14 protein-coding genes and 1 pseudogene are annotated in these 23,376 nt (G+C 38.9%); 10 read left to right on the top strand and 5 right to left on the bottom strand.

All coding sequences use genetic code 11. From position 1 onward, the window contains the following. The first annotated feature begins 35 nt into the window (after positions 1-35). The 4 genes from H6G83_RS27915 (at position 36) to H6G83_RS27900 (ending at position 5,259) form a co-directional block, all read left to right on the top strand. The gene (locus H6G83_RS27915; protein WP_190478124.1) at positions 36-920 is read left to right on the top strand and encodes a hypothetical protein; all 885 of its coding nucleotides are present in this window, start codon (positions 36-38) and stop codon (positions 918-920) included. 3 nt (positions 921-923) lie between these two features. Next, entirely contained in the window at positions 924-3,545 is a 2,622-nt protein-coding gene (locus H6G83_RS27910) for a DNA translocase FtsK (protein WP_190478123.1), read from the top strand. A gap of 144 nt (positions 3,546-3,689) precedes the next feature. Then, positions 3,690-3,947 carry a type II toxin-antitoxin system ParD family antitoxin gene (locus H6G83_RS27905; protein ID WP_190478121.1) on the top strand — a complete coding sequence of 86 codons (258 nt, stop codon included), beginning with the start codon at positions 3,690-3,692 and terminating at the stop codon, positions 3,945-3,947. A gap of 427 nt (positions 3,948-4,374) precedes the next feature. Next, complete coding sequence (locus H6G83_RS27900; RefSeq protein WP_190478120.1) at positions 4,375-5,259, top strand: ParA family protein; 885 nt, start codon at positions 4,375-4,377, stop codon at positions 5,257-5,259. Between the two features lie 396 nt (positions 5,260-5,655). Here H6G83_RS27900 and H6G83_RS27895 read toward each other — a convergent pair whose 3' ends face one another. Then, complete coding sequence (locus H6G83_RS27895) at positions 5,656-10,785, bottom strand: PAS domain S-box protein (RefSeq protein WP_190478118.1); 5,130 nt, start codon at positions 10,783-10,785, stop codon at positions 5,656-5,658. A gap of 647 nt (positions 10,786-11,432) precedes the next feature. Here H6G83_RS27895 and H6G83_RS27890 point away from each other — a divergent pair. The 3 genes from H6G83_RS27890 to H6G83_RS27880 all read left to right on the top strand — a co-directional run bounded on the left by H6G83_RS27890 (position 11,433) and on the right by H6G83_RS27880 (position 15,721). Then, positions 11,433-12,017 (top strand): response regulator, encoded by a 585-nt coding sequence (locus H6G83_RS27890; protein WP_190478116.1) that lies wholly within the window; start codon positions 11,433-11,435, stop codon positions 12,015-12,017. A gap of 158 nt (positions 12,018-12,175) precedes the next feature. After that, positions 12,176-13,318, top strand: a complete 1,143-nt coding sequence (locus H6G83_RS27885) for a hybrid sensor histidine kinase/response regulator (protein WP_190478114.1) — start codon at positions 12,176-12,178, stop codon at positions 13,316-13,318. Positions 13,319-13,396: 78 nt separating this feature from the next. After that, positions 13,397-15,721, top strand: a complete 2,325-nt coding sequence (locus H6G83_RS27880; RefSeq protein ID WP_190478112.1) for an NACHT domain-containing protein — start codon at positions 13,397-13,399, stop codon at positions 15,719-15,721. Between the two features lie 523 nt (positions 15,722-16,244). Here H6G83_RS27880 and H6G83_RS27875 read toward each other — a convergent pair. From H6G83_RS27875 to xth, 3 genes are all read right to left on the bottom strand, one after another. Next, complete coding sequence (locus tag H6G83_RS27875) at positions 16,245-17,741, bottom strand: HlyD family efflux transporter periplasmic adaptor subunit (RefSeq protein WP_190478110.1); 1,497 nt, start codon at positions 17,739-17,741, stop codon at positions 16,245-16,247. 98 nt (positions 17,742-17,839) lie between these two features. Continuing rightward, on the bottom strand, positions 17,840-18,715 hold the full coding sequence (locus tag H6G83_RS27870; RefSeq protein ID WP_190478107.1) for an SDR family oxidoreductase: 876 nt from the start codon (positions 18,713-18,715) through the stop codon (positions 17,840-17,842). A 122-nt stretch (positions 18,716-18,837) separates the two neighbouring features. After that, on the bottom strand, positions 18,838-19,620 hold the full coding sequence (xth, locus tag H6G83_RS27865) for an exodeoxyribonuclease III (protein ID WP_190478105.1): 783 nt from the start codon (positions 19,618-19,620) through the stop codon (positions 18,838-18,840). Between the two features lie 496 nt (positions 19,621-20,116). Between xth and H6G83_RS27860 the strand changes: the two are divergent. The 3 genes and pseudogenes from H6G83_RS27860 (at position 20,117) to H6G83_RS27850 (ending at position 22,645) form a co-directional block, all read left to right on the top strand. Beyond that, positions 20,117-20,982, top strand: a pseudogene (locus H6G83_RS27860) (glycosyltransferase family 4 protein). Positions 20,983-21,039: 57 nt separating this feature from the next. After that, positions 21,040-21,231, top strand: coding sequence for a hypothetical protein (locus tag H6G83_RS27855; RefSeq protein WP_190478103.1), 192 nt, complete (start codon positions 21,040-21,042; stop codon positions 21,229-21,231). Positions 21,232-21,724: 493 nt separating this feature from the next. After that, positions 21,725-22,645 carry a sensor histidine kinase gene (locus H6G83_RS27850; protein WP_190478101.1) on the top strand — a complete coding sequence of 307 codons (921 nt, stop codon included), beginning with the start codon at positions 21,725-21,727 and terminating at the stop codon, positions 22,643-22,645. Here H6G83_RS27850 and H6G83_RS27845 read toward each other — a convergent pair. Next, a complete protein-coding gene (locus H6G83_RS27845) occupies positions 22,605-23,075 on the bottom strand; it encodes a GNAT family N-acetyltransferase (protein WP_190478099.1) in 471 nt (156 codons plus the stop codon). The genes H6G83_RS27850 and H6G83_RS27845 overlap by 41 nt on opposite strands. Positions 23,076-23,376 lie beyond the last annotated feature (301 nt).

The raw sequence follows: 23,376 nt of genomic DNA, 5'->3' as shown, positions 1-23,376 counted from the left end.
TTCCACAATATTTTGGCGATCACAAGCAATCAAGTGTGATTGACAAAAGCCTGAAACAACCTATTTACTGTGATACACAAGATAGTTATTTTGTACAGTGCGTAAGTCCTAAATTTAATAAGATTCAGCAACAAATTACAAAATTTCGTCATTTGTCTTCACCAGAGCTTATTAAACTTTTGCAAGAAGCTTTAAATGCTTTACAAATTAAAGGTATTAAAGTTCCGTTATTTACAGGGACTAAATATGCAAGTTACTCACTAGGGTATCAATTAAATAATTCATCTGTAAATATGGGGTTAGTTTGGACAGAAGAAGCGAATATGACTAACTTCTTCTATGTCATGGAAGCTTGTAAAAAAGCAGTCAAGAAAGACCCTTCCTTGACTCTATTCCTTATTAGAGCAGAAAGTTTAGGTGAGCCTAAAAACAAAGGACATAAACTATACTTAGAAATTTTTACTCAATCTTCTCATCGTCACATTAAGCCAAATCTCGCTTCTGTTCACTATCTAGAAACTTACTATTCTTTAGTTAGAGATGCGCGTGAGGGAGATTTAGTTGTTGGAAACCAGACACTTAACTTAAAGAGTTTACAAAGCCTGATTCGGGAGTCTCATATTCTAGATGAATGTCTTTTATTAAAACAATTAAATATAGTTGAAGGAAAAGTAGCACCTACTCCAGAACTACCGATAAAAGATTTTGTTTTAAACCTAGTTACAACCCAATACTTATTAGGTAAAAACACTTTGATTCAAAATGCACAGAGTAAGTTTCCCACAGCTAGCGAGTCTCAAATCGTAGCATCAATTCAACAACTATGTCAGGAGAATAAAATTAAAATACTTGACCCTGAAGCTAAAGCAGAAGCGCAATTAATTTGCCTAGTTCCTAAACAGTCACTTATTAAACAGTAGTAAATGCAATACCTGACACAAGCGGCAGAAATTATCGATGTCATATCCCAATTAGCGACAGCTAAAACACTTTGGTTAGACACAGAAATAGCTCATTGGTATACCTCATCTCCTAAATTGTCGCTGATTCAGGTATTGGCTGAACCAACAGACATAACAGGTGCAACAGCTTATATCCTTGATGTACTGAATAAACCTGATTTGGCAAAATACTTTATTAACCAAATCATGGTTAATTCTCAAATTGCAAAAGTTTTTCATAATGCTAGCTTTGATATTAAATATTTAGGTGGACAACTAGCTAAAAATGTTATCTGTACTTTACAACTAGCCAGAAAAATTAGTCGTAAATATCTACAAACTTCTAATTTAAAATTAAAAACTTTAGCAGTCGAACTATGCCATTTCTCCAACGTAGATACAGAAGAACAATCAAGCGACTGGGGAAAACGTCCCCTCAGCCAAAAGCAGTTACAATATGCGGCGATGGATACAGTTTATCTGGCGGCTGTGCATCGTCGTTTATTAGAAATATCTAATCCTTATGCTGTCGATAATATTCTTATACCAAACAATGGGTTAAATCAGCTAAATAAACAAATGGAAAATCCATCTTTAAGTGTGACTAAAGTCCGAGTTGCTTTTGAATGTCCTCGACTATTCTATCTTAATCATAAATTCGCTGATAAAGCAATATTCTTACCACAAAATACAGCTATTGGTATCGGTAATCCATTTCATCAGTTAGCAGATAAATTTGTTAATTTAGCTATTGTTGAGCCAGAGTTTAAAAATTTATTTAAACCAGCAACATCACAAATAAATATAGATGAAATTACCTCAGCAATTCAACAAAAATTTTATCAGCTAGAATTTTTTCCCTACCTACAAACAGCAATTCAAAAAGATGGAAGCCAGGCGCAGGCACTCTTACAAGTTTGGCAGGGATTACAAGGATTAATTAAACACTTTACACAATTGCTATTAGTTAATCGAAAATACTGCCATGCAGACAAACTTATTAGTAACACTTTTTTATTAACAGAACGTAGCATTGAACATTACTTTAATTTACCTGATGGAACTCAGCAAAAAGTTAGAGGTGAATTTGATTGTTTAGTTTTTAATTTTGAGTTAAATCGGCTGTGTGTGGTGGAGTTTAAAACCTATCAACCTGTAGACCCTTCCGCACAATTGGCGCAGGTTGCACTATACAGTTATATGTTACATCAAAATAAGAAAGTTCCTGTTGATTCAGCAGTTTACTGTGTATTACCTGAGTTTAAAGAGTATCATTATTCCTGGGAAGACCTAGAAAATACAGTACATCAATTAATCCCTCACAAATTGTTACAGATGCAGCAATGGTTGGCTTGGAAATCACCAAATTCTAACCCACCTCCGCGAACAACTCAGCCTCATCTATGTGAAATTTGTCCCCAGCAACAAAAGTGTCAGATTTTTTTTGGTGAAGTAATATCTGACCCTCCCCAACCCCCCTTAGAAAGGGAGAAGGAATTGATTAATATTGATGCTTCTACAAACGATTTAAAGGATACATCTAAAGTAAATGTTCAGCCATCACCCAATGCTGAAAAAATAGGGGAAGGTTTAATTAATACCTTACAATCTTTTGGTGTTGGTGTTGAGTATATGGGTGCGGCTGTTGGGCCGAGTTTTATTAGAGTGAAGCTAAAACCAAATTTGGGTGTGAAAGTAAATACACTGCTGAGATTATCAAATGACTTGCAAGTGCAATTAGGGTTAGCAGACAAACCTTTAATTACTCCCCAAGCTGGTTATGTCAGCATTGACTTACCGCGTCCAGATAAACAGGTTGCTAGTTTTGGAAATTACATTCAACTGCAAAAGTTATCTGCAACAGCACCGATAAAAATCGCTATTGGGGTAAACCTTGAAGGAGAATTGATAGAGGCTGATTTATCTGATCCTAATACCTGTCACTTTTTAGTGGGTGGGACAACTGGTAGCGGTAAAAGCGAATTTTTGCGATCGCTCCTCCTCAGTTTACTATATCGTTATTCGCCGCAACATCTCAAAATCGCTCTAGTTGACCCCAAGCGAGTTACCTTTCCAGAGTTTGAACGGATGGCTTGGTTATATTCGCCAGTCGTTAAAGATAGCGATCGCGCTACAGAACTTATGGAAGAATTAGTTATAGAAATGGAATCCCGTTACCAGCAGTTTGAAAAAGCTAGCTGTGCTGATTTAACTAGCTATAATCAGCGTTCCCAGAAACCTTTACCCCGTATTGCCTGTATCTTTGATGAATATGCCGACTTTATGGCAGAAAAAGAAGTTCGCAAAGCCTTAGAACAAAGTATCAAACGTTTAGGAGCAATGGCAAGGGCTGCGGGGATTCATCTAATTATTGCTACTCAACGCCCAGAAGCCGGTGTTGTCACTCCCATCATTCGTTCCAACCTACCTGGAAGAGTTGCATTGCGAACTGCAAGCGAAGCCGACTCAAAAATTGTTCTAGGGGGAACCGAAACATCCGCCGCTTACTTATTAGGCAAAGGTGATTTACTTTACCAACTTGGCCCCCAACTGCATCGCTTACAAAGCTTGTTTGCTAAAACTATCCAAATACCATCAATCTAGACAATTGCCCTTGTTGACTACCTCTGTTTGCATCTGTGCGTGAAAATAATTACTACTCTCACCACACTGCTATAATGTGGCAGCCTCAATCAATATAATATTGCTAGGATAAATTGTACTACTAACTATTTAAACATAGAAAATATGTACATCCAAATTAAACCAGAACTAGAGCAATTTATCCAAGCACAGCTTGCAAGCGGTAGATTCGCTAGTGCTGATGAAGTCATCAATGAAGCGTTTAAACTGCTACAAGAAAGGGAAAAGCGAATTGAAGAACTACGACACAAAATTGCTGTAGGAACTGAACAAATTGCTAATGGACAGGTAACTGATGGTGAAGTTGTATTTACTAAACTACAAGAAAAAATTCGTTTGATTACTGAGGAGTCTTCTGAATGAGTAATTATTCATTCTCCGATGCAGCAATTCAAGACCTCAGTGAAATTTGTGAATATATTGCCTTTTATGGTTGTTTTTTTGATAAATTTGAGCCTCAATATATTTGATATTTAAGCGCTGTAGAGACGTTGCATGCAACGTCTCTACATTGTTTATTCGGCGCAACTTCATGGAGATAGGACTTACGCAACTGGCATATTTTTTCTGTAGGGTGTGTGACTGGCGATAATATTTGAACGTAGTAATGAGACTTGTAGCGTCACGCACCAACCACCAATTGTGACACTTGCGTAAGTCCAGGGAGAATTGGTATTACCTGCAAAATATAGGTATGATTCGCTATAAATATGAAATTTAACAGAATTGTTAATTGTTCAGAATGGGTGTACCCTACCAAATGGAAACGCGCTAACACAGGAAATCACAAATGGGATATGTAATCGCTACAGCAAACATGAAAGGTGGCGTAGGTAAAACTACTCTCACCGTTAACTTAGCCACCTGTTTGGCGAAAAATTATGGTAAACGGGTGCTAGTGTTAGATTTAGATACACAAATCAGCGCCACACTCAGCTTGATGTCGCCTATAGATTTTGCCAAAAGGCGCAAACAAAGGCTCACATTTAGATATTTAACTGACGATGTTATTAATCCAGACCCCAACGCCAAGCTGACGATTAACGATATTATTCAAACTAATGTTTGTAATCTACCTGGATTAAATTTACTCCCAGGAGATATCGATTTATACGACGAGTTCATAGTTTCAGAAATGCTACATAAACAAACAGTAGCTTTAGGTGAACAAGACTTTGAAACTGTCTGGAATCGCTTTGAAAGAGTCTTAATTAATAACATCTTAAAGCCAGTGCGCGACGAATATGATTTTATTCTTTTAGATTGCGCCCCTGGCTATAATTTAATGACTCGTAGCGCTTTAGCCGCCAGTGATTTTTACTTGTTACCTGCCAAACCAGAACCCTTATCTGTGGTGGGGATTCAACTTTTAGAAAGACGCATCGGTCAGTTAAAAGAAAGTCATGAACAAGAAGCGAAGATAAATATTAAAATGCTAGGAATTGTCTTTAGTATGTGCAACACTAATTTACTCACTGGTAGATATTACAAACAAGTAATGCACCGAGTTGTGGAAGATTTTGGTGTAGAACAAATTTGTAAGGCACAAATTCCCATTGATATCAGCGTTGCTAAAGCAGTAGATAGTTTTATGCCGGCTGTGTTGAATGCACCACAGTCAGCCGGTTCTAAGGCATTTTTGCAGTTGACTCAGGAGTTGTTGCAGAAATTGTAGGAGACTGGGGACTGGGGACTCTCACAAGTGTAGGTTTTTAATATAGCAGTGAGTAAGGACTATAAAACTAACGAGAAAATCATTGTTTCATCCACCCCTACACCCCTACACCCCTACACCCTTACACCCCAAACCAAGGTTTTTGGAACACCAGTAAAAAACCTACACCTGTCAGGACTGGGGACTGGGGACTGGGAAGGATAAAACATACCCTAAAGTTAGTAAAATTCTTGTGGGGTGGGCCGAACAGCCATTGGTGTCAAGTTCCCAAAAAAATATTCATACGGACGCACCCTACTAACTACGCCAGACAAGCTACATCAAGAAACGGTATAACTTTCAAGCCTGTCACCTGTCACCTGTTCCCTGTCCCCTGTTATTAGGTACAAATTTCTCTCATTGAGGAAAGCAAATATAAAAGGTTGTACCGCGATCGCGCTCCAGAATAATCTTACCTTTAAGCTGCCTGACTAAGTTTCTCACAATTCTTAAACCTAAAGAGTTGGCATTTTCCCAATCTAATGTTTCAGGAATGCCAACACCGCTATCTCGCACCATTAAAACTAATTCGTTTTCTGGTGTTTCTTGGAGAGAAATTCTAATATTGCCTTGCTGTTGTTTACCAAAAGCGTATTTTAAACTATTAGAAACCAACTCGTTAATTATCAAGCCGCAAGGAATAGCATTATCTAGAATCAATTTAATGCCATTGGTTTCTAGATGGAGAACAATATTTTTTTGACTGACTCCGTAGCAGCGAAATAAACTATCTGTCAAACTTTTGATGTAGTTGCCAAAATTGATTTGATGAATATCTGCTGATTGATAAAGTTGTTCGTGAATCAAAGCCATTGACTGTACCCGATTTTGTGATTCAGTAAACAACAATAAAGTTGCTTCATCAAAAGAACGCCGAGACTGCATCCTCAACAGGCTAGAAATAATTTGCAGGTTGTTTTTGACTCGATGATGAATTTCTTTGAGTAAGGTTTCTTTCTCATCTAGCGATCGCTGAATTTGTTCTAGCACTTTTTTGCGTTCGCTAATATCAGACAAGCGCACCAAATTAATTACCTGTCCGGCGGCGCTAATTTGTTTAGCAGCTAAACTCCCCCAAAAGAAATTACCTTTACGGGTGGTATATTCCAATTCTCGAACCAAATAGGATTTTTGATTTAATTCACACATCAGTTCATCCCATTCTTGCACAGAGAATGGATGCCGTAGCAGTGTATTTCCCGAAATATTAATTAATTGGTCTTTGTTTGCCACCTCAAACAATTCTACTGCGCGACGATTACAATCGAAAATCAATTGATTATCACTATCTACCAAGAAAAGAGCATCTGCTGATTCATTAAAAATGGCTTCTCGCAAATCCCGATGGTGAATAACTTCTGACTCAATTTGTTTACGAACAGTGATATCTGTTAGGGTTCCTATATAACCGATAATCGTGCCACTGGGGTTGATTTCCGGGACTATCTGAATGTAAAACCAAGCGATATTCCCATCTGGACGTAGATATTTCACTTCACACCGACAGGTTTCATGTATGTCAAATTTTTTTCCACGAGGATCAGAACAGTCCATCAACAACTGAATGCGGTCTTGTTCATAGATATTTTCTAGCCATCCTTTCCCCAACGCGGCTTGTGTTGGTCTAGCTGTCATCACACTCCAGCGTTCGTTGACGTAAATACAATTACTCGCAGCATCCAGCCGAAAAATACCCACTGGGGCAGCTTCTGTCAAGGTAGCATAACGGTTTTCACTATCGCGCAAAGCCGCTTCTGCTTGTTTGCGCTCGGTAATATCATAGTTAATTCCCACCATGCGCTCTGGTTCACCCTGTTGATTGTGTTGAACGATCGCCGAAGCTTTGATAAAGCGGATACTACCATCATTGAGAATAATCCGAAATTCTGGATCAAATTCTTTAATTCCGCTCAAAGCCTCTTGCAAGCTAGTTTCTGCCATATCCCGGTCATCTGGATGAAGCCTATCTACCCAATCTTGATAGGTTACCACCCGATCAGCTCGATGGAAATCATACAATTCATACATTCGTTCATCCCATTCGGCTTCGTCGATAGTATCCCAGTCCCAAGTGCCGATGTTGGCTGATTTTAGCGCCAAGGTCAACCGATCTGAAAGGTTACGTAATTGCTCTTCAGTTTGTTTACGCTCAGTAATATCGAGGATAGTACCAATTAATTGACATGGTTGACCATCAGTATTGACAATGACTTCACCTCGTGATATTAAGTAACCCAAACTGCCATCGCCACGATGAAAGCGATACTCGATTTCATAAGCTTGCCCTTTGGCGATCGCTTGCTGCACCGCAAAATTACGGTGATGGCGATCCTCTGGATGAATATAATCGAGCATTTGTTGATAACTCGGCGTACCCAAGTCAGGATGGCGGCCAAATATGTGAAATAGCTCTTCTGACCAAATCAACTTTTGCGTTGACAAATCTAGTTCCCAACTACCCAGATGAGCAATTCGTTGCGCCGTAGCCAAGGAAGAGGCATTTCTGCGTAGTTGCGCTTCTATATGTTTTTGTTGGGTGATATCCTTGGCGATGCCCACACTACCAATAGCTTCTCCTTCTTGATTAAACATGGGTTTCAGGGACAGAGCTACAGGGAAGCGCGAACCATCTTTGCGAATAAAACTGCATTCCTCCTCATAGGTTGCTGTCTGAATTTTGGCAATAAATAAATCTCTCAAGGTCATATCCCGGCTCATTTCCCGCATCAGTTCATCACTGCGTTGCTTGAGTTCTTCTGGGTCGTAAAAAGTATCTGCGGTTAACTTGCCAATCACCTCATCGGCGGTGTAACCTAACATCTTTTGGGCTGCAAGGTTAAAAGTTTGAATTATGCCTTGGGAATCGGTAGAAATAATAGCGTAATCAATGCTAGTCAGAATCGCCTGTTGCAATCTTGTAACAGCTAATAACTCTGTTTGAGTTTGCTTGCGTTTAGTAATGTCCGTCACCGAGCCGCTCAGGCGAATAGGAGTGCCTGCTTCGTTCCACAATGCCTGACCCCGGTCTAATATCCATATATAGGAGTCATCTTTGCATCGCATTTGATATTCTTCTTGAAAAAACGGTGTTTTCTGGGCTAAATGGTCAGCGACCGCCTGCATGATGCGATCGTAATCATCGGGATGAATTCGGCTCGACCATGATTCTCGATTTGGAGGCAGTTCATCATTAGTAAAGCCCAGCATTTCATGCCAACGAGCCGAACAGAAAACTTGATTATTTTTTAAGTTTAAATCCCAAATACCATCATTACTGCCTCGCAATGCCAACTGCCAACGTTCTTCACTTTCTTGCAAAGCACTCGTCCGTTCGGCAACTCTCGCTTCCAGTTCTTGATTAAGTTGTTGTAATGCCTGCTCTGCACGAATTTTATCGCTAATATCAACTGCAATACCACCAACCATTAATTGCCTACTCGTATCTGGTAAAAGGAATTTATAGACTAAAAAATCGCCTATTACACCATCTAATTTCGGAACCTTTTCCACGGTTGCCAAAATTTGCTGAGTCTGTGCCACATGGTGAATATTATCAACAAACTGCTGGGCTATTTCTGTTGGATAAATCTCAAATACAGTCTTGCCAATCAAATCTTCTACCTTGTTATATGGTAGTTGGAAGGTATGCAGATAAGTCTTGCTCACATACAGTATCCGACCATTGTCATCAGTAATCCAAGCGGCGGAAGGGCTGTTATTCATAAATGCCTGAAAGCGAGCTTCACTCTCTCTCAAGGCTGCTTCTGCCTGTTTGCCTTCGGTTATGTCAATATCTACACCGCTCATCCGCAGAGGTTGTCCGTTTTGGTCATACAATACTTTGCCTCGACTCAGCGCCCAACGTAGCGTACCATCGGGTTGAAGAAAGCGAAATTCGATTTTGTAATCTTCTCGCTCATAGACGGCACGATAGATGGTTTGTAAAACCTGTTGCCGATCATCTGGGTGTATCATCGCCACCACTGTTTCTATCCGACCATTAAAACTCCCTGGTTCTATGCCAAACACCCTTTCCAGATTTGTAGACCAGCGAATTTCATTTGTTGGAATATTCCAATCCCAATTACCCATACCCGCAGCTTCTAGGGCTAAACTCAAGCGTTCCTCGTTCTCCCGCAGTGCTGCTTCGATTTGTTTGCGTTTGCTGATGTCCTCAATGACGGCGATAAAATATTGGGGAGTGCCTAACCCATTTCGCACTAAAGAAACTGTCAGGTTAATCCATACAGCACCTCCATCCCGATGAATATAGCGTTTTTCCATTGAGTAGGTGGGAATACAACCTACTAACAGATTTTGCACTTGGGCTAAATCAGCCCAAAGATCATCAGGATGGGTAATATCTTGAAATGTGAGAGTCATCAGTTCCGGACTGGGGTAGCCAGTAATGTCGCAAAAACGCTGATTAACGTCGATAAATTGTCCAGTTAGGGAAACATGACCAATGCCTACAGCTGCTTGTTCAAAGGTATGACGAAATCTGGCTTCACTTTCTCGTAAAATTGCTTCTATGCGTTGGCGTTTTGCTATTTCTGCTTGTGCTTGTTCAAAGGCGATCGCTTGCTGAATGGCGATCGCTATTTGCACCGCCAACTGTTCCAACAATTCCAACTCCAGTGATTGCCAATTACGCGCGGCGCTACATTGATGAACTATTAATAATCCCCATAATTTATTGGCTACCAAAATCGTTACAACTAGATTGGCTTTAACTGCAAATTTCTCTAGTAACTGTAAATGACAATTTGTCAGATTGGCTTGATAAATATCGTTAATTGCTGTTTTCCTCCCCTGGAGATAGCCGTTTTCAAATTCTTGTTGAAAACAGCAATCTTCAATTTGCTCTCCAATCACAGATTTCCATTCTGGCAGTACTGATTCTGCTACAATAGTACCATTCATATCTGGTTGAAATTGATAAACTAATACTCGGTCTGCCTTGAGAAATTGCTGTACTTCTTGTGTCGCCGCCGTCAAAATCTCTTCCAAGTTCAAAGACTGATGAATCCGTAAAGCGATCGCTGACATCAGTTGTTGCTGTTGCTGACTTTGTTCTAACTGTCGGCTCAACAGCATCCTTTCTACTGCATAATGAATTGTTCTTTGTAAAATTTCTGGTGTCAAATGATTTTTGGTTAAATAATCCTGAGCGCCATTTTTCATGGCGTTAACTGCGATCGCTTCGTCACCAACACCTGTGAGCATGATCACAGCAGATTGCTGATTATTTAGGTTATTCCTGAGTTGTTGGAGAAATTCTAATCCATCATCATCGGGTAATAAATAATCCAGCAACATAACATCTGCTGTCTGCTGTTGGCACCATGTTAGGGCTTGTTTTACTGTCGTCACCTCTTGAATGTCATATTTATATAATCTATCTTGTTGTAAATACTGACGATAGATATATCTATCTTCGTCGCAGTCATCTATCACCAGAATGGTTAACTTGTGGCAATTTTTCATATATCACACAGATAAAGGCATCGTCTTTCATCAATAAATGGAAATGTTCTCTATGATGAAGCTAAAAAGCTTAATTAAACTGAGTCAAACCTGAATATGCTCTTCAAAAAGCGCTAGTTAACTTTTAAGAACTTAACTACACATAACAATATTCATATAGTTTTATCTCAGTTTTTTAGGATTTAAGTTAAATATGAAATTATCTTATATCATGTCCGCTTAATCACTTATCATATCTTCGGGGTTGGTAATTGGTAATTGGTAATTGCTAATGGTAGAAAACAATTAGCTATTAGCTATTACCCATTACCGACCAAAACAACCATATTATAAGTAATTAGCCGAACTTGATATTAGATAAAAATTTAAAATCCAGAAAAAATCCTAACTTTAATTTAAAATAAAATGTACAGCCTCAGACATAAAATCACATTTATTGTTTTTCCTATGTAAATTCTAATTTAGATTCTTCTAACAAAATTTATGTAATTACACTGTAAAAGGATGTTTTTTTGTTTAAACCTGATAAGTGATTTCCTGGTTTTATCTTAGTGTTGATATACCTTATAAACAACCCTAGTTATCAACAAAACAATTAAAATTTAGATACCATTTTTTAAAGTAACCCAACTAATATATTTACTCTAATGACAAAGATTTTAGTAATTGAAGACCAGGAAGATATTCGCAGTATTATTAAAGAAATACTGACTGCGGAGAACTTTCTTGTTATGGACGCAGAAAACGGACAAGCTGGTATTAAATTTCTCCAAACAGAAATCCCTGATTTAATTATCTGTGATATAGCCATGCCTAAAGTAAGTGGCTATGAAGTAGTGACTTGGGCGCGGGAAAATCCCACAACTGAAGCTATTCCTTTTATATTTTTAACAGCCAAAGGTTCTCAAAATGATATTCGTCAAGCCATAGAATTAGGCGCAGATGATTATCTAATTAAACCCTTTACAAGAGCCGATTTATTAGGAGCAATAAAAGCCAGACTAGAAAAAGAAGAAATCATTAATAGACAAACCCAAAAAAAATTAAAGAAATTAGACAATGAACTTTACTCATTAATGAGTGATGATTTAATCAACCCTCTTAATTACATTATGTCTATATCGAAAAAGCTTATAGATGACTATGAACTTATGGAGCGAGAAGAAATTTTAACAAAAATTAAGGAGATTTATAATTTTAGTGAAAAAATACACAATAAAACTTCCCATTAATTATATAATTCTTACTTGATGTTTGAAACATACGTAGGCCGATGCACTGCCCACCAAAACCATGATACGGTAAGCGGTGCATCGGCCCACAGGTACGAAAATTTTTTCAAAATTCAAATAAGATTCCTATATAAATCTAATCAACTAAAAAATTAATTATGAAACCTATTCAAATTTTGATAGTTGAAGATGAGCAATTAGTTGCTGATGACCTAAGAGAAACTTTAGAACATTTAGGTTATGATGTTCCTGCCTTAGTAGCATCAGGAGAAGAAGCTCTTTCCATAGCAGAAACTTTGCGTCCTGATTTAGTGCTAATGGACATCAGGCTAGAGGGTGAAATCGATGGCATAGAAGCCTCCTTTGAAATCCAGTCTCGCTTAAATTTGCCTGTAGTTTATCTAACTGCTAATGCTGACCGTGCCACACTAGAGCGAGCTAAGGCTTCCCATCCCTTTGGTTACATTTTAAAACCATTTGATGAAAGAATCTTAGCAACGACAATTGAAATTGCCCTGGCTCGACACCAAACAGAAGTTAAAGTTAAAGAAGCACTGATTGCTGCTACAAATAGTCAGCAAATTGCTGAGTCCAATAGCGAAATGAAATCTCAGAACCTTTACATGGCAGCACATGAATTTCGTAACCCTCTGACTACAATTAAGCTGAGTGCTGAAATGTTGAAAGCCTATGGCGAAAACATATCCGAGGAAAAAAAACAAAGTTATATTCACCGGATTGAATCTGCTACTGATAGCTTAACCCATCTTTTAGATAATATACTAACACTCGGCAGGTCTGAAGCTGAAAATTGTGTCTTCAATCTTACACCAATAGAAGTAGTAAGTTTCTGCCAAGAAATAGCTGAATCTCTAGGGTCAATATTGAAAGAGCAGTATGAATTCAGCTTTATAACAAATACTAGAAACTGTATTGCTTATTTAGATGAGCAGTTAGCATGGCATCTATTAAATAATTTACTTTCTAATGCTGTCAAGTATTCACCACAAGGTAGTGTAATTTCCTTAATCCTAACTTGTGACGAAAATACTGTATGTTTTCAAATAAAAGACCAAGGAATAGGTATTCCCTTAGAATTTCAAGAGAAACTATTTGAACCCTTCCAACGTGCTAATAATGTGGCTAAAATTCCTGGCACAGGATTAGGTTTAGCAATTGTGAAACGATGTGTTGATCTGCATCAGGGTACAATATCTGTCGAGAGTATTCCTGGTCAAGGAACAAATTTTGTAGTTACACTACCGTTAAGAACAATTACGTCAATGAATGAAGATAAATAATTCACTTGCCACTAATATAATCACTAAATATAATTAATATAAATTAATCATAAAATTTTATTAATTTTTAGGATTATTATGGCTAAACGCTCTCTTCAAGCTTCAAATGAAGGTATAAGAAAAGCCAAAAAAGCTTTTAATAATAGAGGCTGGACTCAAGACTATCTTGCAAGTCAAATTGGCATCGATAGCCGCCAACCAATTTGGAAGTTTTTTACTGGTAAACCTGTAGCTCGTCATATATTTAACGAAATTTGTTTTAGTCTAGAATTAAATCCAGAAGAGATTATTCAAAAGCCAGAATTTGCACCAGATGAGGATTTATCATTCCCACAGATACTAGAAAGTGATAATTCTCCTGTCAGTGAATCTTTAGTAGTTAAAGTACGTGTTGCTCACTCAAAAAAAATCCAGCATCAATGCGGTAATATCCGGGTGTTAGATGTGGCTCGTACTGTTGAATTACATGAATTATTTGTTGATGTAAACGTAGTAGAAGAAATTACCAGTCAAAGATGGCTAGATATTGCAGATTTACAAATATCTGACGGTGAATATTTAACTAAATCTGTAGTACCGGAAATTAAAACTAAGAAAATTACAGGTTTACAAGCTATAGAGAAGTTTCCTAAGCTTTTCGTACTTGGCAACCCAGGTTCAGGAAAAACTACTTTCTTACAATCAATTGCTATACTTTGTAATCAAGGTAAATTTTTGGCTCAAAGAGTACCAATTTTTGTTAGTTTGAGAGACTTTGCTGAAAATATCAATTCTGATGATAAGAACCCCTTATTAAGCTATTTGATTGCAGAATTTAATATTTGTAAGATAACACAACAAGAACTGGAAGAGTTACTTTATGCAGGTAAAGCTGTAATTTTGCTAGATGGACTAGATGAAGTCGCAGATAAATATCTTGATAAGATTAATCATGTAATTAATACTTTTGTTGATACTTTTTATACTAATACAGTAGTTATCACTTGTCGGACTGCATCCAGGCATCAAAAATTCCAAGGGTTTGCTGAAGTACAGATTGCTGAATTTACCCAAACGCAAATATCAAGTTTTGTTAATAAATGGTTTGCAGCTTTTGCTAAAAATAGTCTCAGTTTTAGAAAAGCATTAGCCTCTAAATTTATTAAAGAGATTGCACTTCCAGAAAATCGCTTGATTCAAGACTTAACATCCACACCCCTCTTACTAAATCTTAGCTGTTTAGTATTCCAATATTTAGGAGAATTTCCTGCTAAACGTTCGGAAATTTATCGCCAAGGAATAGAGTTGTTATTAGTACGTTGGGATGAAGCCAGAGGTATCAAAAGAGATGAAGTTTATCGCCATTTAACTTTAGCTCAAAAAATTAAATTGCTTAGTTATATAGCTGCTATCTCTTTTGAAAAAGGTGATTATTTTTTGGAAGATAATAGAATTTGTCAGTTAATATCTGATTATCTATATTTACTACCTAACGCACCGGATGACATAGAAGATTTACAACTAAATAGTAAAGCTGTACTGAAAGCCATTGAGTTGCAGCATGGATTATTAGTTGAACAAGCTAGAGGTATTTATTCTTTTTCTCATTTAACGTTTCACGAATATTTTACCGCAAGATTTATTGCTAATGGCGACCAAAAAACCTTAGCAAAAGCTGCTAATCATGTGCTTGATAAACGCTGGCGTGAAATAATTCTGCTCACTTCGGAGAATATTAAACCATTTGAAGACTTTTTTCAATTAATGAAGCAACAAGTTGATAATTTAGCTGTTGCCGATCAAGAATTAAATCGATTACTCGCTTGGGTGATGCAAAAGTCTTCAACAGTTAGCTCAAATTATCATCCATCTGCTGTACGGGCTTTTTATTTTACCCTTGTTCTACCTGCTGACCATACTTTATCACGCAACCAAACTCTAGCTGTATCTTTGGATAGGAAGCTTGCAGGAAAACTAGCTGATGATTTAGCTTTAGATTTAGCTTTAATTCATATCCTTGGAGTTAGTTGTTCTCTGACTCCAACGCTCTTTTGTAAGCGCATTTCTGCTATTGAGTTGGCGCTTGATATTAATTCTCTACTACAAGAGCATTCATCTTTATATGAATCTTTGGCAAGTCTTAAACAAGAATTGCCTAGTTCACAACAAGATAGAGATATCTTGAAATCATGGTGGCAATCTAAAGGTGAAGGTTGGATTGCAAGGTTAAAAGAATTGATTTTAATTCACCGTCAGATGGTTTATGATTGGCAATTTAGTGAGGAACAGTTGCAACTAATTCAGCAATACTGGGAGGGAAATAGTTTGTTAGTAAATTGCTTCAAAACTGCTAGTAATGTAACTCCCAAAGTACAAGATTGCTTTGAGAATGCTTTACTTTTACCTTCAGATATAACGGTTTAGAAGGCTAAAATTTGCGATAAATTTGGGTAAAATGAACAGTAGATAAACGCCGTATCCTTTGGGAACCAAAGGAATGAGCAAGATTTTCGCTCTTTAGTAGGGTGGGCATTGCCCACCAGAACAATTTCCGAAAATGTATGTTAAAAATAAATGGTAATTACTGGTAATTTTTTCAAGCTAAATCTTAATAATTTTACTATGAAAATTACAAATATAACGTGAGTTCGACAAGCGTTGTTTTGACCTCTCCCCTAACCCCTCTCCTACGAGGAGAGGGGACGAGGGTGAGGTTTTTCGTTTCTCCTCCCTCTCCTGACGGAGACGCTACGCGAACGCCTTTTAGGAGAGGGAGGTTGGGAGGGAGAGGTTCATCGAACTCACGTAATATAAATGTTTCAATAAAAAAATGGTGGGCATTGCCCACCCTACGACATTAAGAGGTTTTTGAATTTGATTTTTAAGTCAATGATGATGCAAAATTGGAAACAAGTTAAGTAAGAAAAATGCAACTTACCGAAGTTGATTACCTCACGGAAAATGCTTCGCTAAATCTCCGAGTTACGGGTTCCATGATGAAGGTTAAAATTGACTTCTTGCGAGTGACAATTTCACCAGTTGCAGCCATACCTGGAGTAAATCCTACTTCTTGACCGCGAACAGAAACTGAGTGCTGATTGAGTTTAATTCTGGTGGGAAAAACTAAGCCCAACTCTTTATCGACTGTGGCATTGGGGCTGACTTGTACTACTTCACCTTCAACTGTACCAAATTCTTGGAAGGGGAAGGTTGCCATTTTAACTTTTGCTCTCATGCCTTTGCGAATAAATCCAATATCACGGTTGAGAACTTTTACTTCTAGTAATATGTCCTCACCTTCTGGTAGGATTGATAATAACTCTTCACCTGCTTGTACTGGCCCTTTAGTCGCCTTGATTTTATATATTGTGCCAGCAACAGGAGCTTTGATAGTTTCGCCGTCTTTTTGTTTTTTGGCTTGCTCAAACTGTCCAGCAACGTTGGTTAATTCTTCTTTGCGCTTGTTCATCTCGGTTAAGATTTCACTTTGGCGCTCTGATGCTACTCGTTGTGCTTGATTTTTTGCAGCTTGATAGGCTTGTTCGGCTTGGCGGATTTCTTGAGCTTGAGCAGCCATGTCTCTTTCTAAAGATGTAACTTTATCTTCAGCCTCGGTTAGGCGATTTTGGGCGTTGATAACTTCATCTTTGGATCTGGTAATCTCTGCTTGGGCGCGACCCAATCTTTCTTTTGCTTCTAGGTAATCAACTCGCGGAACAGCGCCTGGAGTGATTAAGGTGCGTAAATTTTCCTCTCTATTTTGAGCAATTTTTAGGTTGTCTTGTACTTGGGTACTGATGCTTTTAGCATTGAGTAGGTTAGTTTTGGCGTTAGCAACACTAGTTCTAGCATTGACTACATTCTCTTGTAACCGCAGTAGCCGCACTTTCGCCTGATCAATTAAGGCACGTTGACGACCTGCTTCTGCTTCTGCTGCTGCTTGGCGTGCTTGATAGTCTTTGAGGCGAGCTTTTAAGAGTTCATCCTGTATTTGTGTGCCGGTGGACTGTCCACCCAAGCGTTCGGCTTCTAAACGCCGTAAATCTTCTTGAATAAGTTTAGTGGATTGGCCTAGTCGAGTCACATCAGTTTGTTTCAGGTCTGGGTCACGTTGAATTAATACTTGATCTTTGGTGACGCGATCGCCTTCTTTCACTTTAATTATTTTAATCACTCCATCACCCAATGATGTCACTGGTCTGACTTGGGAGGAAGCAATCAATTCCCCTTGAGCGACGGCTACTTCGTCTATTTCTGATAAACCAGCCCAGGCGATCGCACCAAATACTACTAAGCTAATAGTTCCTGCTAATAATCTAGTGTAAACTGGCGGCAATTCTTTCACCGCCTTACCCAATTCGTAAGATAGTTGGTCTTCTGGTCTAGCAAATTGCTGTTTTGTTTGACGTGCTTGAGCAGCGTTGGCTAATAAGGAATATTTCATAAAGTTTTTGATTTGTCAGTTATCAGTTATCAGTTATCAGTTATCAGTTATCAGTTGTCAGTGGTGATTACAACTGACCACTGACAACTAACTACTGACTAAACAGCTAAATAGCGCCTTAAAAAACTCTCTAAGGTTTCCAAGGGGAAGTTAAAGGTCTGCTCTAACTGAGCTATCTCATCTTTTCTACAGAAAAATTCATTGGACAGTAATGTGCGAAATGTGCCTAAAGCTTGTTTTGCTTCAGGATTAATTAAGCCCAGGATACCCCGCAACCCATCAACTGTAACTAATGGTGAATTGATTACTATGGGCTGTCTATTAAAGATCCGGCTAAAAATTTGGGGAATGTCCTCACGCAATAAAATCTCTGGCCCCCCTACGGAAAATATTTGGTTGAGAGCGCCTGGAACTTTTACTGAATCCACTACTATCCTTGCTAAATCATCTGTACTGACAATTGAGGTACGGTTTTTGGGGTCGCCAATCAACAAATATAACCCTGTTTCCCGAAACCGTTCTGCTAAAGTTAGCAAATTAGATGCTAATCCAGCCGGACGTAAAATAGTGTAATTGATGCCACTAGCCGCTAAATAATTTTCTACAGCTCGTTTAGCTTTGAACACGGGAGCATCTTCATACCCCCGGTTTGCTCCTAATACGGAAATAAAGACAAAGTGCTGCAAGCCGTTGGCTTTAGCTTGGTCGATGAGTTCGATGTTAGCGCGGTAGTCAAGGTTGAGCGCATCGCTATCAGAACCGTGAGCGCTGATAATATATTGCACACCCCGACAAGCTTTGGCAATATCTTTTTCTCGCCGTAAATCACCGATGAAGATTTCGGCTCCTCTGTGTTCTAGTTCGCCATAACGCGAGGTGAGACGAACAAAGGCGCGGACAGAATGCTGTTGTTCGCGTAGCAGTCGCACAACTCGGCGACCGATGTCTCCTGTTGCTCCAGTTACCAAAAACATAGTGATTAAGGATAGGGTTTTTCAGTTATCAGTTATCAGTGAACAGTTATCAGTGAACAGTTAACACAAGCTGATAACTGATAACTGTTAACTGATTTAGTCCCTAGTCTAGAATCTCAGCTTTAAAATTCCACTATGACTGGGGTATGGTCACTCGGTTGAGTTAATTTTCTGGGAGATATATCAATGATGCAGCTTTTTGCTTGTTCGTACAGTATGGGTGTGAGGTAGTGATGGTCTATGCGCCAGCCTTTGTTGCGGGTGAAGGAGGCGGCGCGGTAGTCCCACCAGCTGTAATGTCCGCCTTCGCTGGTGAATTTGCGAAAAGCATCGGCAAATCCCAGTTCTAGGACATCTCGTAAAGCTTGGCGCTCGGCTGGCGATGCCATAATATGATTTGCGGCGTTGACTTTTTCGTGAATGTCTATGTCTTCTAGGGCGATGTTAAAGTCGCCGCATACACAGATGGCGGGTTGTAATAGTAGGAGCGATCGCAAATACTCTCTTAGCACTGTTAACCAGCGTAGTTTATAGTCGTATTTTTCACTGGCGATCGCTGATCCATTGGGTACGTAAAGGTTGACAATCCGCACGCCATCAATTACACCAGTAATTACCCGCTTTTGTTCATCCCACTTTGGGTCTATATCCGGCAAAATCGGCGTAAATCCGCACTTAACATCTACTAGCGGTTGCTGGCTAATTAAGGCTACACCGTTATAGGCTTTCTGCCCCGATATATATAAGTTGTAGCCCAAATCTTCCAGGGGCGATCGCGGAAAATCAGCATCTACAACCTTTGTCTCTTGCAAGCACAGAACATCGACGGGATTTTGTTTTAACCAATCAACAACTTGCTCTAGACGAGTGCGAACCGAGTTAACATTCCAAGTAGCGACTTTCATTAGTTACTGAACAATATGTAAATGAATGATAAATTTTTATCAGCTCGTTCTTATAATTATTTAATCTTTATCAATTTACTACGTATTTTTAGCGTTGCTTCAGAATCAGACTATAAAACATTGATCCCAAACAAGATTTTTAGTAGTGTTAGCTACAAAATCTATCTTTTTGTCTGTTTGGATACAAATTATTCTACATACTTATGATTCCGCAGATAGATGAATCAAGAAAAATTCAGCTATATTCTATAAATAGTCGTCAAGCGGCTAAAGCTAACGGTTTCAAATGTTGAGGGCTTTGACAATACACAGTTAACCTATATTTCCCAGTTAGGTTAATTTAGATGTCAAAATAGTAAGTAATAATGTAATTGCTCATAAGATATTGTTGGTCTTATTTGCGAGGAGCATTTTACCGACAGAACCATCACAATTTATGAAAATCGCTCAAGTTGCTCCCTTATAGGAACGACTTTCACCCCTCAATGATGGAGGGATTGAACTAGTAGTAAGTCACGTTGACTAATTAACTAGTTCGTTGCGGTTATGAGGTAAGATTATTTGCCTTAGCGCGATTCTCAAGCCTTGGCAAAGTTAGAGGACGTTTATTCACTTGCATGGCGCTTAGATAGAAATATCCCAGAGTATGCCTTGTATAAAACCGTAAAACTGAGGCAAGTCTATCAGAATGCGGCGGGATGCGATTCTCATGTAGGGTTTGGTGCATTAACTTGAGCGAGTTTGGTAAGGACTCCTACAGTGCATACTCTGCACGGTAACTTTACCAAAGATCAGCAGAAGGTTTTTAGTCACCATTACCAGTAAGCAGACGTTAGTATTAGCAACGCCAGCGTCAACTTCATCTCAACTATATTAGAACCGTTTATAACGGCATTGAGCCAAAAAATTATCCGTTCATTGACCAACCAAAAGAACCGCCATACTTGGCATTTTTAGGAATATTTTTCCCGAAGAAGCTGAAAAAATGGCTGGGAAGGTAGATGCAGTAGATGCCAATTTTTTTGAACAAGATATTGTTTCCCATATAGATGGTAGACAAATTGAATATTTAGACGAAATTAACCATACACCAAAAACTGAACCTTTAGGCAATGCTGCAATTACTCTCTTACCCATCAAGTAGCGAGAATCTTTTGGGCTAGTGATGATTAAATCAATGGCAATTAGTACAACAGTAATTGGGATGATACCTGATGCTTTGGAACTAGAATGACGTAGTTGTAGAAAGTATGTAGAACACAAATTTAGCGTTAACCAAATGATGAAGCGGTTGATAAATAAATTTTTCTAACCCGCATCAAATTAAATGGTTACGTTTATGCGACTAAAATCCGATTTTAAACAAAAACTTTTTTCATCATTTTTCAACAGAGATTTTTCTTGTAGGAGGACATTGGTATGAGTCTGCGAGCCAATAATTGCCCATGCTGCGGTGGTTCTCTCCTCCGTCATGTTCGTCACGGCGAATTATATTGGTTTTGTCTGTCTTGTCGTCAAGAAGTCCCATTATTAACTAATTATAGCCGTTTACCAAATGTGGATACTCGCAACTCTGGAGGAGTTGTTCAGACAACGGTAGGGGTGGAGTAGGGGACAGTTGACAGTTGACAGTTGACAGTTGACAGTTGACAGTTAACAGTTGACAGTTGACAGTTGTCAGTGATGATGAATATTTTCTCCTCTGCTCCCCTGCTCCCCTGCTCCCCTGCTCCCCATTTTCCAGACATTTGAAGAATCTTCGCCGTTTTACGGCGGGGAGTTGTCAAAATCAGGACTTACGCACCAATGTTATCTGTTAAGACTGGGTGTAAGGGTGTAAGGGTGTAAGGGTGTAGGTTTTGAAGGCTTACCCCCCTACACCCCTCTCTTACAAAGTTCTGATCGCCGGAAGCCGGCGCTCAGACTTTGCGCTATACCCCTATACCCTTGTCCAAACCCTTGATTTTTCGTTTTCATGCGTAAGTCCTAAAAATGTTGTTTTCTTGATTTTGAGTAAATTAGTAGAACTGGTGAACTAAGAAGTAGGGAAACTGTTTTTAATGCTTTGTGGTCAATTTAATAAGTTAATAACTGTCTAAATATTATGGATTGGAGCAACTGGCTATATCTAGGAGCAGGATTACTGCTGGGGATGGGTGTTCGGGGGTTATTGGGGAGGTCTGTGAATTCTAGTTCCCAGCAGTCCGCAGTTACACCGGGGGAGCGAGAGCATAAATCACAACTCCTGCAACAGCTCCAACAAACACAGCTAGCCTATGAAATGGCGCGGGAGATGAGCCAGTTTAAAGGGGGTTTTTTGGCGCGAACTACCCATGAATTGCGATCGCCACTCAATGGTTTAATTGGCTTACATCAGTTAATTTTGTCTGACCTTTGCGAAGATCCAGCAGAAGAGCGGGAATTTATTGCTCAAGCTCATGAAAGAGCCTTGAAACTGCTGCATCTGATGGATGAAATTTTGAATGTAGCTAAGACAGAACATGGTAATAACAGATTAGATATTCAGCCAAAATCTTTAGCTGAGACTTTACAAGAAATCCATAATTTAACTTATATGCTGGCGGTAGATCGCAATTTAAAGTTGCAAATTTTGCCCCCAGACCCAGAAATTTATGTTTTGGCAGACCCCAGATGGCTAAGACAAGTATTATTAAATTTAGTAGACACTGCTATTTCTCAGATGAAAGAAGGCAGTATTTCTATATCCGCAAAGCTAGCACCAACTAGTAAGGATATTTATATTTGCTTGGATTTACCTAATCACGCTCTAGTTAAAAGTGAGGCAATTGATTTACTGACAATTACTGATGAATCTCCCCTAGCCGAGAAACAGAAATCTGGTCTTTCCCCAGCAATGAAAGTATTACTGAGCCAAAAACTTTTAGCCGCAATGGGAGGAAAGTTAGAAATCCTTCCCTTCCCAGAAACCGACGTACAAGAGAAAATGACTAGACTTCGGTTGTCTATTCCCCTAGCGATTCCTGAAACTGAATTTCTGGAGTAGCTAAGTAGCTCATTCTTGACTGATTATCTAGCACCATAGTGGTGCTGTTATTGGCTTGGAAGCCGATTTTTTCATAAAACTTTTGTTGATGAGTAGTCATTAAATATACACGCTCTACCCATCTCATTTTGGGGTGAGCTAAGACAGTTTCAACTAATTTGCTGCCTATGCCATTACCTCTGTAGTCTGGATGAATGACAACATCCCAGATGGTAGCGCGATAGATACCATCGGAAGTTGCTCTAGCAAAACCGATTAAACGTTCCCCATCCCAAACAGAAATCACCGGGTCACTGTTAGCAATAGCTATGCGTAAATCCTCAATACTGCGTCCTTTCGCCCAAAAAGCAGACATATTAAATAGCTCTTGGAGTTGATAAAGGTCTACTTCAGACTGGCGATCGCGAAACTGAATCTGAGGAGAGGTCATGTATAGTTACTCCAGTATGGCTAAGTGCTGATTCCTAAGTATAAACCCGGTTATTTTCAGGCTTTGAGCAATCCACAATATATCCTAACCTCCAAAGCGGTTACAGTATTTTGACTGTTTTTTAGTTTATTTTGCAAAAAATTAAGAAATCTGTATATCTATAGTAGGGAATAGGGGACTGGGGACTGCTTTCAAGGGCAGGTTTTTTGAAGAATCAGATGTTAAGATAAATCGTCGTGACACAAAGCAGGTCATGAGCAAAGATTCGGGTTTAAACAGTTGGATTGCGATCGTTAGCCAA

The sequence above is a fragment of the Anabaena azotica FACHB-119 genome, assembly GCF_014697625.1.
GTDB lineage: Bacteria > Cyanobacteriota > Cyanobacteriia > Cyanobacteriales > Nostocaceae > Trichormus > Trichormus azoticus_A.
Note: the sequence above shows the minus strand (reverse complement) of the source record. Positions and strands in the feature narration are given on the sequence as shown.

Excerpts from the sequence above, each read along its gene's own strand:
- H6G83_RS27885 (WP_190478114.1), top strand. The coding sequence starts at position 12,176 with ATGAAACCTATTCAAATTTTGATAGTTGAAGATGAGCAATTAGTTGCT.
- H6G83_RS27910 (WP_190478123.1), top strand. The coding sequence starts at position 924 with ATGCAATACCTGACACAAGCGGCAGAAATTATCGATGTCATATCCCAA.
- H6G83_RS27895 (WP_190478118.1), bottom strand. The coding sequence starts at position 10,785 with ATGAAAAATTGCCACAAGTTAACCATTCTGGTGATAGATGACTGCGAC.
- H6G83_RS27870 (WP_190478107.1), bottom strand. The coding sequence starts at position 18,715 with ATGTTTTTGGTAACTGGAGCAACAGGAGACATCGGTCGCCGAGTTGTG.
- H6G83_RS27880 (WP_190478112.1), top strand. The coding sequence starts at position 13,397 with ATGGCTAAACGCTCTCTTCAAGCTTCAAATGAAGGTATAAGAAAAGCC.
- H6G83_RS27900 (WP_190478120.1), top strand. The coding sequence starts at position 4,375 with ATGGGATATGTAATCGCTACAGCAAACATGAAAGGTGGCGTAGGTAAA.
- H6G83_RS27845 (WP_190478099.1), bottom strand. The coding sequence starts at position 23,075 with ATGACCTCTCCTCAGATTCAGTTTCGCGATCGCCAGTCTGAAGTAGAC.
- H6G83_RS27905 (WP_190478121.1), top strand. The coding sequence starts at position 3,690 with ATGTACATCCAAATTAAACCAGAACTAGAGCAATTTATCCAAGCACAG.
- xth (WP_190478105.1), bottom strand. The coding sequence starts at position 19,620 with ATGAAAGTCGCTACTTGGAATGTTAACTCGGTTCGCACTCGTCTAGAG.
- H6G83_RS27890 (WP_190478116.1), top strand. The coding sequence starts at position 11,433 with ATGACAAAGATTTTAGTAATTGAAGACCAGGAAGATATTCGCAGTATT.
- H6G83_RS27850 (WP_190478101.1), top strand. The coding sequence starts at position 21,725 with ATGGATTGGAGCAACTGGCTATATCTAGGAGCAGGATTACTGCTGGGG.
- H6G83_RS27855 (WP_190478103.1), top strand. The coding sequence starts at position 21,040 with ATGAGTCTGCGAGCCAATAATTGCCCATGCTGCGGTGGTTCTCTCCTC.
- H6G83_RS27875 (WP_190478110.1), bottom strand. The coding sequence starts at position 17,741 with ATGAAATATTCCTTATTAGCCAACGCTGCTCAAGCACGTCAAACAAAA.